Below are 12038 nucleotides of genomic sequence, written 5' to 3' on the forward strand. Positions count from 1 at the left end.
GTTCGAGAATAATCGGCAGGGCCAGCCCACGACAAACCTAATTCAATCGCGGATTGCCTCGGGCAATGCGTTTTTTACCCATCAGATGTCGCCGAAGAATACGATTGGCCTACAGTACCAGGGCCAGGCACTGGAATTCCCCCAGCAAAATGCGCGAACGTTCACTCACACCTTCTCAATTCTGGACACGATCACGTTCTCTTCTCGATCCAGCCTGACGCTTTTTGGAGGCCCGGATTATTCCCTCACGAGCAACCAGGTTGTTTTTTCCTTGGGAGGCATCATCATCCAGATACCGCTGAAGAAAAATTCTTGGTCTGGAGCCGGTGGTGCGATCTTCAGTTTTCAAGGAGTGCGCACTGCATTGAGTGGTGAGTTTTCCCGCGGAATTTCAGAAGGCGGAGGCCTGCTAGGAGCGGTCTCCGCGACCAGCGGTCGATTGGAATTGGTCGAGCGGCTTACGAAGAATTGGGATATGGACATGAATGGGACGGGCGCGGTGAGCACTCTGATTTCAGCGTCGAGTTCAGCAACTCCACAATTGCTGAACTATGGCGGCGGTGCAAGTCTCAAACGTGCGCTTGGACGAAGTGTTTCCGTGCAGTTTTTTTATCAGCGCAGGAACCAGTCTGCGAGCAATTTCGGTCAGAGTTTTGGGAATCACGATAGTGGCGGTATTTCGCTTGATATTCATTTCTCGCGGCCGTTCGGGAGGTAGGGCGAATGATCGAAGACGTTCAGGGCCAGTCGAATATCAACATTGAGCAGTTGGTTAAGATGTTCGGGAGGCGTCGGTGGTGGCTCTTGCTCCCCGCATTTTTGTGCTGGCTGGTTGTCTGGGGCGTCAGTTGGGTCTTGCCGACGGCTTACGAATCGAAAGCGACCATTTTAGTAGTCCAGCCCAATGTGCCCGAGCAATACGTCATGCCCAACGTGACAATGTCGCTCCAAGAACAGCTCGCCAGCATGGAGCAACAGATCCTGAGCCGGCCCCGGCTGCAGACAATCATCGATCGTTACCACCTCTACCAAAAGAGTACGAGTTGGCTTGGACCGGTTGACCCTGTGGAGGAGATGCGCAAGGACATTGAAATCGATCCCTTGGTAACGCCGACGCAGTCAGGCGGAAGACAGGGTGACCTGACTGCTTTTCAAATCCTCTACAAGGCGCCCACAGCTCGCATCGCGCAAGTGGTGGATGGCGAATTGACATCCCTTTTCATCGATGAAAACCTTCGGTCTCAACAACAGCTATCTCAGAGTACGACAACGTTTCTGGGACAACAGCTTGCCGACGCTCGGAAGAAACTTCAAGAACAAGAAGAGAAGGTCAGCTCATTCAAAGAGAAGTATCTCGGACAGCTTCCCAGCCAAATGCAGAGCAATGTCCAGATTCTTTCCGGTATGGAAGGGCAGCTTCAAAGCCTCCAGCAGGCACTCGATCGGGCACAGCAGCAGAAGTTGTACCTTCAATCTTTGCTCGACCAGTTCCGCACGACTGCGACTGTTTCCGACAATGGTTCTCCGGCAACCACTCCCGCCGTGCTTGACAATGAAATCAAGCAACTCGAATTGCAGCTCGCGGATGCCCGGTCGCATTACACGGACAATTATCCGGACGTTGTCGCCTTGAAGGATCGGATCGAGAAGACAAAGAAGTTGCGGGATCAAATGGTAGCCGACGCCAGCGCGCCGCCAAAACCCGACGTAGACAAGAGTGCTGCCTCAACGACTGAAGCTGCAGATCCGCAACTTTCTCAATCGATGATGCAGACGCAGAGCCAGCTCAAAGCAAACCAACTGCAAATCCAAGACTACCAAAAACAGGTTGATGCTCTCCAAGCGCGAATTAAGGACTATGAGGCCCGTTTAAATCTGACTCCCGTTCGCGAGCAGGAATTCGAGGAAATTTCCCGGGGCTATGTGGAATCCGAAGCGAACTATTCCGCACTGCTCAAGCGGCTAAACGAGTCACAGCTTGCCACTGACCTCCAACAACAACAACAAGGGCAGCATTTCCAACTGATTGACCCGCCGGATGCGCCCGTGGCGCCGTTCTCACCAAACCGTATTTTAATCAGCCTCGGCGGACTGGCAGCCGGCGTATTCCTGGGCATCGCTCTGACTCTTCTGAAAGAAGTCACAGATGTTCGCGTTCGCCAGGAGAAAGATCTTGAGGACATTGTATCCGCGCGAGTTTTAGTTGGAATTCCTCGCATGAACACTTCGGCAGAAGTGAAGCGTCAGAAATGGCTGAGGCTGGCAGAAAGTGCAGCCATGGTGCTGCTAACTCTGGGAGTTGTAGCAGGAAACATCATATCGTTCATCAAGGGTTGAGTGCAATGTACAGGAAATTTTACGGGCTAACCAGGAACCCATTCGAAATCAGCCCGGATCCGTATTTCTTCTATCCTACGCCGCGGCACAACGAAGCTCTGGCGAATTTGAACTACGGAGTTCAGCGGCGGAAGGGATTCGTCGTGGTGACGGGAGAGGTCGGAACCGGCAAAACGTTGCTCGTGCGGTGCCTGCTCGAAGCCCTCAACCGCAATCAGATTGCCTTTGCGTATGTCTTCAATCCGCGGCTCTCCGTTCTCGATTTCTTGCGGTATCTGCTGACGGATTTGCGCCTTCCTATGACAGGTAAGACCAAGAGCGAAATGTTGGCGCATTTGAACAATTACTTGATCGCTCGCTTCCGCCGCGGCACAACTGCGGCGCTCATCGTAGATGAAGCACAGCTCTTGAGCTGGGAACTCCTCGAGGAAATTCGGCTACTCACGAACCTGGAGACGTCGCAGCAGAAGCTACTCCAAATTGTCCTCGTTGGCCAACCGGAACTCGATCAAAAGCTTGACTCACCTCATCTTCGTCAGTTGAAACAGCGGGTCGGCTTACGGTGCCGGTTGGAACCGCTCAGCCTAGACGAGTTGCGTGGCTATATCCATCGCCGGTTGGAATTGGCGGGGGCTAACTCGCACGGGGCGACAATATTCGCCGATGGGGCAATCGAGTCTGTTCACCGATTTTCGAAGGGCATTCCGCGCCTAATCAACACCTTGTGTGAGAATGCGTTGGTTTCCGGTTACGCGAGACAGTCCAATCAGGTCACACCAGAAATCATTCAGGAGGTAGCCACTGATTTTCGTCTAAATGTGGCTTCGGATGCGGCAGTTCCTCAATTGGCAGACACAGAGTCCCGGAAGAAGGCATTGAAGACGCTTTTCCGAATGATTGAAGAGCTGGACGCTCCATCCGAAAAGCAGTTTGAGGAAACTAAATTCGAGTCGGGAGTGAAAGCAGAATGAGCCGCTTATACGAGGCCTTGCGCAAGTCGGAGACGGAAAATGAAAAGAGGGGCTTGACCCCCATCCTGAGCAACCGGCCGGCCGAGACGCTCCTTGACTTGGGAAGCGGGCCTCTCGAATTGGAAAGGGCTCAAATTCAACGAACGCGAGTTTCTCCCGATAGTCATCTCGTGGCGTTAACCGATCCGCAAAGTCTGGCTGCGGAGAAGTTTCGCGTACTTGTCACTCGCCTGGGTAACTTGCGAGCGCAACGCGAATTGAAATCAGTGCAGGTCACCAGCGGCGTCCCAGAAGAGGGTAAGACGATCATCGCGGCAAATCTGGCGGTCACACTTGCGCGACACACACAGAGCCGCGTGTTATTGGTGGAGGGAGACCTTCACAAACCGTCGTTGCTCGCTCTTCTGGGGATAAACCAAATGAATGGAATTCGCCAATGGTGGTCCGACGCGAATGCACCTCTTAGCAATTACATCAAGAGAATTGATGATCTGCCATTGTGGCTTCTTGCGGCTGGAGGAAGAAGTGACCAGCCGGCAGAGATTCTGCAGTCAGGCCGAATCGCAGAGCAATTCGCACAAGTGTCGGGTTGGTTTGATTGGATCGTTGTGGATTCCACGCCTCTTTTGCCAATGGCGGACGCCAATATATGGAGTCGACTCGTTGACGGCAATTTGCTGGTGGTTCGCGAGGGGGTTGCGCCAGTCAAGACCCTTAAGAAAGGCCTGGAGAGTCTGGATAACGCAAAACTCGTCGGCGTTGTGCTCAACACCGCATCCGAGTTCGACCGAGTGAATTACTACGATCAACACTATGCTGCGACCAAGCCGTCGAGCAATGGGCATTCCAAAGAGAAAGCTTCGGAGGCTAGTGCTTGATTCGCTTTCTCAACGCGTATTTCCCAGCACGAACGCTCTTCCTGGGTATCTCGGAAGCTTTCCTTGTAACTATTGCATTCATGGCAGCCACGATCGCCCGACTCGGCACAAGCGAAGCAAGCTTGATGCTGAACTACGAGCAGGGATTCTTAAAGATTCTCGTGGTGTCAGTCGTGTTCATCATGTGCATGTATTATTTTGACCTGTACGACACCATTGTCTTGAGCAATCGGCGCGAAGTGGTGACCCGACTGGTGCAGGTGCTAGGAACCGTTTGCATCCTCTTGGCAGTTCTCTACTACGCTATCCCAACTCTGCAGCTTGGCCGTGGGATTTTTTTGATCGGATTGGCCATGGTGACGTTGATGTTGTTCGGATGGCGCCGGCTCTTCCTCGCTGTAAATACGCTGCCTAGATTTGCGGAACGCGCGCTCATCCTGGGTGACGGGCCGCTTGCACAACCTTTAATTGCCGAGATCGAGTCACGACCGGAATTAGGCATGCGCATCGCTGGCCAGCTTCGCCATCTTGATCATGTTAACGGGCATCACGCAAGTCTCATGGAGCCCGAGCAATTCGAGCAACTAACACGGCAGGTGGAAACATTTCGGGCAGACCGCATGATAGTCGCCATGGCGGATCGGCGTGGGCGATTGCCGGTTGAGGCGCTCTTGCGTTTGAAGAGCAAGGGACTACGCATTCAGGATGGCGCAGAGGCGTACGAAGCCATTACAGGTAAGGTTCCGATCGAATCCCTCCGGTTGAGCTGGTTGCTGTTTTCCCCTGGGTTTCAGGTCTCGCGGCCCCTGATGATCTACAAGCGAGTCTTCTCGTTCTTGATTTCTCTCGTTTTCCTGATCTTGCTCTCGCCGCTCATGCTGCTGGTCGCAATCGCAATACGCATTGACTCACGAGGTCCGGCAGTTTTCAGGCAAGAACGCATAGGAGAGGGAGGCAAGCCTTTTACACTCTTCAAGTTCAGGACCATGGTGGAGGGAGCAGATAGGGATGACAATCATCGCCCCGCGGAGATTACCGACAAGCGGTTCACGCGTGTTGGCCGCTGGCTCCGTCGTGCGCGCGTTGATGAACTGCCGCAACTGTTCAACATCCTTCGCGGGGATATGTACTTCGTTGGTCCACGGCCGTTCGTGCCGAATCAAGAACAGGAGTGCCTCGAGAAGATCCCTTTTTACCGCCAGCGATGGGCGGTGAAACCAGGTGCGACCGGGTGGGCTCAGGTCAATCGCGGCTATTGCGCAACCATTGAGGACAACACGGAAAAGCTTGCCTACGACCTTTTTTATATCAAGAACATTTCCATCGGCTTGGATCTCCTGATCCTGTTCAAGACCGTCAAAATTCTCCTCCTGGGCAAGGGATCACGATGACGATCTTGGCCAATGCCCTCTTTTGGCTAGGTTTCGTGTGGCTGGCTTACGTGTACGCTGGCTATCCCTTATTTCTTTGGGTCGCTGGGTTTTGGCGCAAATTTGTGCCCGAGTCACGGGAAGACTACTTTCCGCGCGTGTCTGTTTTGATTTCCGCCCGAAACGAGGAAAAGGACATTCTCTGGAAAGTCAACGAGACCCTTTCCTGGAACTATCCATCTGACCGGTTGGAATTGCTCATTGCATCGGACGCCTCCGAGGACAGGACAGATGAAATTCTGCGGAGCATCAAAGATTCGCGTTTGAAACATATCCGAATCGAAAATCGCGTGGGCAAGAACGAGGCTTTGAACCGGCTCGTTCAGATCGCCATGGGCGATCTCCTCCTCTTCTCGGACGCAAATTCTCACATTGGAAAAGACTGCCTGCAAAGCATGGTCCGCTATTTCGCCGACGCGCGAGTGGGAGCAGTGACAGGAGTTGAGCAAACGCAAACCGAGGAGCAAACCCTCACCGTTGTCTCTGGGACTAGGGCGACACTGGATTACGAGTCGCACATTAGCCGCCTTGAGAGTCGGATGGGATCAGTACTCGTTTGTGACGGATCTCTGTTCATAATTCGCCGCGCTCTCTTCCATAAACTCGAGCCGGATTTGGCCAACGACCTTGAACTCCCGCTCTGGATTGGTAGCCAGGGTTATGCGCTGCTTTTCGATTCCAATGCGCGCTCAATCGAAAAAGCAACTCGCTCCGCCTGGGAAGAATTCAATCGCAGGCGGCGCGTTTGCGGCCAAGGCGTCTTGGGATTTTGGAGGCTTCGCCACTGCTTGCGGGGCCTTCGCGCCTGGCAATTCTTCTCGCACAAGATCTTGCGCTGGCTGACTGCGGTTCCATTGGTATGCATGTTTGTGACGAGTGCAACACTCTCAGCGTCGCCCGTTTTTAAGATGCTGCTGATTCTGCAGCTCGTTTTTTATGGCCTGGCCATGATCGGAATGTGGCTCAATTCCAAGGGGCACAATGCGCGCGCGATTTTTTCTATGCCCTTCTATTTTGTTCTGGTGAGTACAGCCGCAATCGTTGGAATCTTCCAAGCATGGTGTGGGCGTCGATTCGCCATATGGGAAGTTGCAATGTCGTCACGCGGGCAAGAAAATGCTTGAGGCGGCGAGTCCCGGCCATGTTGCGCCACAGGAGAAGCACCACCTGGATCCGTTCGCGGCATCCTGCGCGCGACTTCACTCCAGAGCTCTCACCAGCCTCCAAGGAAGATTGTCGCCATGAAGTGTGTCTTCTCTGTGGATGTTGAAGATTGGTTCCACATTTTGGATTTGGAGACTACTCCAGATGTGAAGGAATGGGAAACTCTTCCTTCCCGCGTCGAACAGAATTTCCTGCGGCTGCTGGATCTTTTCGAAGAACATCAGGCCCGAGTGACATGCTTCTTCTTGGGGTGGATTGGCAAGCGCTTTCCACATCTTGTCAAAGAGGCAGTAAAGCGTGGACACGAGATCGCCTCGCACGGCTACGCACACCAGCTCGTCTATCAGATGACCCCGGAGGCTTTCTATCAGGACGCCATGCAATCTCGGGAGATTCTGGAGGATATTTCTGGCAGGCGTCTGTGGGGATACCGCGCTGCTGGGTTCTCTGTCACGAGAGGCACGGAATGGTTTTTCGACAAGCTCATCGAGGCTGGATACGTTTACGATTCGTCAGTTTTCCCTGCTTCAAGGGGCCATGGCGGGATCAAAGGAGCTCATTTGGGTCCCTATTGGGTTCAGCGGCTTTCCGGAAAGATCGTGGAGTTCCCTGTCAGCGTGGTTGACGTGCTGGGAACACCAGTGTGCTTCTTCGGCGGCGGTTATCTTCGACTTTTTCCCTATCCAATCATCCGCAGGATGGCAAGAAGGGTGTTAAGAGATTCTCGCCCAGTCATCTTTTACGTGCACCCGCGCGAAATAGATGCCGATCATCCCCGGCTTCCCATGAACTGGAAACGTCAGTTTAAGTCGTATGTCAACCTGAAGTCCACATTGCCGAAGATTAGAAGACTGCTGGATGAGTTTCCGCTTACGAGTTTCGAGCAGATGATCCGTGAGGGAATGCAAGGGATTGCCACGCGCGAGGCCTTTGTGGAAGGGCTGCTGAAAATCGCTCCGGCTTCAGATGTGGCGCCCGCGATGGCTTCGAGTCGGGAGATGTAAGACCAGGAGTTAGGTTGAGAATTTGAGCGCCCTATTCGCAGGAAGGGCTAGGCTAAGAACGGTTCCTCCCTACGCGATGGCGAATTGCGCTGAGTCTTATGTGTGCTGGCGGCTATGCAAACCGTACTCCAGGACGAGAAGACCGGTCGGCGGAAGCAACTGAGTGTATTTGTATTGATCGATGCCCTAGGATGGCGTTACGTCGAGGGACGCGACTTTCTCACTGACCTATTACCGCATCGGCAGCCATTGAAGACCGTACTTGGATTCAGCTCCGGAGCCATTCCCGCCATGCTGACGGGGGTTCCACCGGCAGTAAACGGGCATTGGAATCTTTTTTACTACGATCCGGAAGGGTCGCCTTTTCGGTGGTTCCGGCATTTCCTCTATCTTCCCGATTGGCTGCTCGAACAAAGGGTTACAAAAAAACTCCTAAAGGAAACCGGCAGGCGTTTGCTTGGACTTGGTCCGTTGTTTGAATGTTGTGTGTCACCGCGCCTCTTGCCTTATTTCAACTGGGTCGAACGGCGCAATATCTATGAGCGTGGAGGCATCGCAGGGGCTCCATCCATCTTCGACCAGCTTCACGAAGAAGGCGTGCCTTTTCGCACCTACACATATCACCATTCCACGGACGCTGAGATTCTACGGGATGCAGAAAAAGACATAAGAAGCCAAGCGGCATCGTTCTACTTTCTGTATCTGAGCGAGATGGACATGTTCCTCCACATGAATTGCGATGCGCCGGACAAGATCGAAGAGCGCCTCCGCTGGTACGACAAAGGCCTCCGGAAGATCTTTGAAACCGCCCGGCATGCGAACGCCGACGCAAAATTTGCAGTGAGTTCAGATCATGGAATGACCCGTGTCAGCGAGAAGTACGATCTGCTCAAGCATTTTGAAGGCTCAAGCTTAAACATGCCTAGGGATTATTTGGCGGTATTTGACTCGACGATGGCACGCTTCTGGTTTTTCAATGAGTCTGCGCGGAGAGAGATCCTCGATGTCTTAGGGAAGATTCCGTGCGGCCATGTGCTCTCGGACACTGAGCTGAAAAAATTCGGAATTTTTTTCGGGGACCGAAGGTTTGGCGAGGTGGTTTTTCTACTGCATCCCGGATGGCTTTTCTCCCGCAGCGACTTCAATGGCGCCGGCTGGAAGCCAATTGGAATGCACGGTTACCACCCGGACGATCCCTACTCCGATGGAGTTTTCTTGAGCAGTCGAGAGCCTGAAAACCCCATCCGATCCGTCCAGGACGTGCACCAGTGGATGTGGGGCTCGGTTCAGCCCGGGGCAGTATGAGCCAAACTCCCATTTCGATCTTGATGTTTTGCAACACCACGGTCCGCGCCGGTGTCGAGGAGCACATTCTCGAATTACTGCGCGGGCTAGATCGACGTCAGTTTCGACTTCATTTGGCTTGCCCGAAGGTGCTTCTGGAGCAATACGGAAACGATATCCCAAAAGACGTCCACGTCTCGCCGATCCTGCTCGACCACCTTTCCGATATTCGCGGTGAGATTCGTCTGGCGCGGACTCTCCGGCATCAAAAGATCGACATCCTCCATTGTCACATGTTCCGAGCGAGTCTTTTTGCTTCTCCCATTGGCAGACTCTGCCGCGTTCCAGTCATCATCGAGACCACACATGTTCGGGAGACATGGCGAAAAGGTTGGCTCAAATCAAAGTTCATCGTGGATCGCGCTGTCGGCCATCTGATTGATCATTACATTGCAGTTTCTGAGGCAAATGCAAGGTACCTGATCGAGCAGAAGCGGATACCTGCAAGGAAAGTTTCAGTCATACAGAATGGTTGTTCGATGGAACGCGTCGATCCTTCAAGAGCCCGCCCGGAAGGAATCCGGGAGAGCCTCGGCTTTTCAAAGGATGACCTCGTGCTTCTTGTGATGGCGCGCTTGGAACCTCAAAAAGGTCATAAGGTTCTTCTCCAGGCACTATCGCTGCTGCGCGGAGAGATTCCCAAGATACGGTTGATTTGTCTCGGTACTGGCGCTCTCAAGGAAGAACTGACTAAGATCGCCCAGGAGCTGAACTTGGAAAGCATCGTACGTTTCGTCGGTTTCCAATCAAATGTCGCCGATTGGCTGGCTGCTGCGGACATCGGGGTTCTGCCCTCATTTTATGAGGGTCTTCCGCTCACAGCGGTTGAAACTCTTGCGGCCGGAGTTCCCCTTGTGGCAACCGCCGTGGATGGCACTCCTGAGGTCGTCATCGATGGCCGAACAGGGCTTTTGGTTCCTCCTGGAAACCCGCATGCCACGGCTGCCGCGATCGGCCGCCTTATACGCGACCCGGAGTTACGGAGCAGACTCGCTCTGGCCGGACGAGATTGGGTTCTAAAGCGATTTACAATCCAGCGCCAGATCGAAGAAACTTCAAGTATGTACCTTTCCGAATGGCAGCGCCACATCAGCTCGAACGCAGAATTATCGCGCGAGAGGACTGTCCGAACCGAGCAGATCTAGAGCGGAATTATTCGGATTTCGATCGAACCGATAGGTAATGGAGTATGGCTTTGGAGGAAGCGTGCTGTCATCTCATTGCGAGACCGACAGTGGAATCATGATGCAAAGTGATGCCGTGATTCGGGACATCTGCGACGTCGTCAAGGCAGAATGCAATGCGGTTTTCGGTGACCGCATTCTGTCGCTAGTGTTGACCGGCAGCGCGGCACGAGGTGAAGCAACAATTGTGCATTCTGAAAATGGATGGAAAGTCCTTGGCGACGCAGAGTTACTTGTAATTCTTCGACGAACGCCTACAGTCGCAGATAAGACCTCCATGGATGTTGTCAAGCGCGCGAGCGCAGACAAATTGCGCAGCCAGGGAATCGTCGTTGCAATCGATCTAGGGGTTGTGACTGGTTCCTACTTGAAGAACCTGCCTCCTTATATTTTTTCTTACGAATTGCGTGCTAATGGGAGAGTTGTTTCAGGCGATCCAACGATATTGCAGCTGATTCCACAATTTGCGATCACGGATATTTCGCGCGAAGATGCCTGGCGAATGCTTTGCAACCGGATGATTGAACAGCTGAGTTTTGTGGATGATCTTTCGAAATCGATTGCCCAGATGACGCAGAATCTGCACTACGCGACTGTTAAGCTCTTTCTCGATATGGCGACATCCTATTTGGTATTTGTTGGGAAATATGAGCCGACCTATCGAGAGCGAGCAAAGCGCTTAGAGTCATTGGCAGGGGAAGATGGCAATGAGGCTCCTTTTCCATTGAGGAAGTTTGCGAATAGGATTGCAGAATGCACTGCATGGAAGCTTTCTGGTGATGAATCTAACTGCGACCTTCGTTTGGAACTCTGGCATGAGGCGATAAGCTATTTGCGCCAATTGTGGCGATGGGAAGTGATGCGTATGATTAAGACCACGGGTAATTTTTCCGATGCGGAACTGTGCAGCAGGCTGTCCAAGCAGTTGACCCGGTGGCAGAAGCTTCGTGGGTGGGCATCCGTGTTGAAGCGCAGTGGAGGGTTTAAAAGCTGGCACAATTGGCGTAGGTGGTCGAAGTTAGGTTTGCGTGCGACTCCGCGTTATTGGATCTATCGTGCTGGCATGGAAATGGCTTTCAATTTGCCAGATTTGGTTGCTCCTACGGCGGATGGATCGAAACTCGGTTTGGACTATCTTCAGCTGGCTTCAATCTTGCCGATGTGCAAAATGAAATCTGGATCAAGGGAGGAAGTTTGGAGACTCCTGGCGCGCCAGATTGCCGCGAACTATTGGAAATATCTGGCGGATACTCGCGCATGAACACTTTCTTCAAAGCCGTTGCTGCACACCACTCGCTTGGAGTCATGTAATGGTGACCGACTGTCTTCCGAAGATCAGCGTAGTCATTGTGTATTACAAGCGTCGAGACACAATCGAAGAGACCTTGAATTCTGTTCTTGGCCAGGATTACAAGGATCGAGAAGTCATTCTAGTCGATAACCATTCAGAAGATGACATCGAGGAGGTAGTGAGGAAACGCGGAACCGGAGTTCGGCTTGTTGAACTGCCAGAGAATCTCGGTCCTTGTGGCGGGCGAAATGCTGGAATTCGGGCGGCCCGCGGCGAGTTTATTGTTTTTTTGGAGGATGATGCCAGCTACTTATCCCCATTCGAGCTGACAAAAATGATGAATGTGTGGGAGACGCACCCTCACATTCATGTCCTTGCATTTCAGATCTGTGATCCAGACACAGGAAAACTTCGCCTGCGCGAGTGGTGCCATCC

The 12038-nt window shown here is 52.9% G+C and carries 11 protein-coding genes; all 11 read left to right on the top strand.

Going from position 1 to position 12038, the window contains the following annotated elements; translation table 11 throughout:
- Positions 1–718 (top strand): hypothetical protein (locus VGS11_03850; protein HEV2119232.1); only part of this gene is annotated, 718 nt, incomplete at its 5' end.
- Positions 719–723: 5 nt separating this feature from the next.
- On the top strand, positions 724–2337 hold the full coding sequence (locus VGS11_03855; GenBank protein HEV2119233.1) for a Wzz/FepE/Etk N-terminal domain-containing protein: 1614 nt from the start codon (positions 724–726) through the stop codon (positions 2335–2337).
- Positions 2338–2342: 5 nt separating this feature from the next.
- On the top strand, positions 2343–3308 hold the full coding sequence (locus VGS11_03860) for an AAA family ATPase (protein HEV2119234.1): 966 nt from the start codon (positions 2343–2345) through the stop codon (positions 3306–3308).
- Positions 3305–4186 carry a CpsD/CapB family tyrosine-protein kinase gene (locus VGS11_03865; GenBank protein HEV2119235.1) on the top strand — a complete coding sequence of 294 codons (882 nt, stop codon included), beginning with the start codon at positions 3305–3307 and terminating at the stop codon, positions 4184–4186. The genes VGS11_03860 and VGS11_03865 overlap by 4 nt, the downstream gene beginning before the upstream one ends.
- Positions 4183–5577, top strand: a complete 1395-nt coding sequence (locus VGS11_03870; GenBank protein ID HEV2119236.1) for a sugar transferase — start codon at positions 4183–4185, stop codon at positions 5575–5577. Before VGS11_03865 ends, VGS11_03870 begins: the two co-directional genes overlap by 4 nt.
- The gene (locus VGS11_03875) at positions 5574–6740 is read left to right on the top strand and encodes a glycosyltransferase (protein HEV2119237.1); all 1167 of its coding nucleotides are present in this window, start codon (positions 5574–5576) and stop codon (positions 6738–6740) included. Before VGS11_03870 ends, VGS11_03875 begins: the two co-directional genes overlap by 4 nt.
- A gap of 117 nt (positions 6741–6857) precedes the next feature.
- Entirely contained in the window at positions 6858–7784 is a 927-nt protein-coding gene (locus VGS11_03880) for an XrtA system polysaccharide deacetylase (protein HEV2119238.1), read from the top strand.
- 114 nt (positions 7785–7898) lie between these two features.
- On the top strand, positions 7899–9089 hold the full coding sequence (locus tag VGS11_03885) for an alkaline phosphatase family protein (protein HEV2119239.1): 1191 nt from the start codon (positions 7899–7901) through the stop codon (positions 9087–9089).
- Positions 9086–10273 (top strand): glycosyltransferase family 4 protein, encoded by a 1188-nt coding sequence (locus tag VGS11_03890; GenBank protein ID HEV2119240.1) that lies wholly within the window; start codon positions 9086–9088, stop codon positions 10271–10273. Before VGS11_03885 ends, VGS11_03890 begins: the two co-directional genes overlap by 4 nt.
- A 37-nt stretch (positions 10274–10310) precedes the next feature.
- Positions 10311–11573 (top strand): hypothetical protein, encoded by a 1263-nt coding sequence (locus VGS11_03895; protein ID HEV2119241.1) that lies wholly within the window; start codon positions 10311–10313, stop codon positions 11571–11573.
- A 49-nt stretch (positions 11574–11622) separates the two neighbouring features.
- Positions 11623–12038, top strand: a 416-nt coding sequence (locus VGS11_03900) for a glycosyltransferase family 2 protein (protein ID HEV2119242.1), incomplete at its 3' end; no start/stop codon positions are given.

This window comes from Candidatus Bathyarchaeia archaeon, assembly GCA_035935655.1.
GTDB lineage: Archaea > Thermoproteota > Bathyarchaeia > 40CM-2-53-6 > 40CM-2-53-6 > 40CM-2-53-6.

What these genes read in the sequence shown, in the direction of transcription:
- VGS11_03865 (HEV2119235.1), top strand. Translation starts at nt 3,305, where the DNA reads ATGAGCCGCTTATACGAGGCCTTGCGCAAGTCGGAGACGGAAAATGAA.
- VGS11_03880 (HEV2119238.1), top strand. Translation starts at nt 6,858, where the DNA reads ATGAAGTGTGTCTTCTCTGTGGATGTTGAAGATTGGTTCCACATTTTG.
- VGS11_03875 (HEV2119237.1), top strand. Translation starts at nt 5,574, where the DNA reads ATGACGATCTTGGCCAATGCCCTCTTTTGGCTAGGTTTCGTGTGGCTG.
- VGS11_03895 (HEV2119241.1), top strand. Translation starts at nt 10,311, where the DNA reads ATGGAGTATGGCTTTGGAGGAAGCGTGCTGTCATCTCATTGCGAGACC.
- VGS11_03885 (HEV2119239.1), top strand. Translation starts at nt 7,899, where the DNA reads ATGCAAACCGTACTCCAGGACGAGAAGACCGGTCGGCGGAAGCAACTG.
- VGS11_03860 (HEV2119234.1), top strand. Translation starts at nt 2,343, where the DNA reads ATGTACAGGAAATTTTACGGGCTAACCAGGAACCCATTCGAAATCAGC.
- VGS11_03855 (HEV2119233.1), top strand. Translation starts at nt 724, where the DNA reads ATGATCGAAGACGTTCAGGGCCAGTCGAATATCAACATTGAGCAGTTG.
- VGS11_03890 (HEV2119240.1), top strand. Translation starts at nt 9,086, where the DNA reads ATGAGCCAAACTCCCATTTCGATCTTGATGTTTTGCAACACCACGGTC.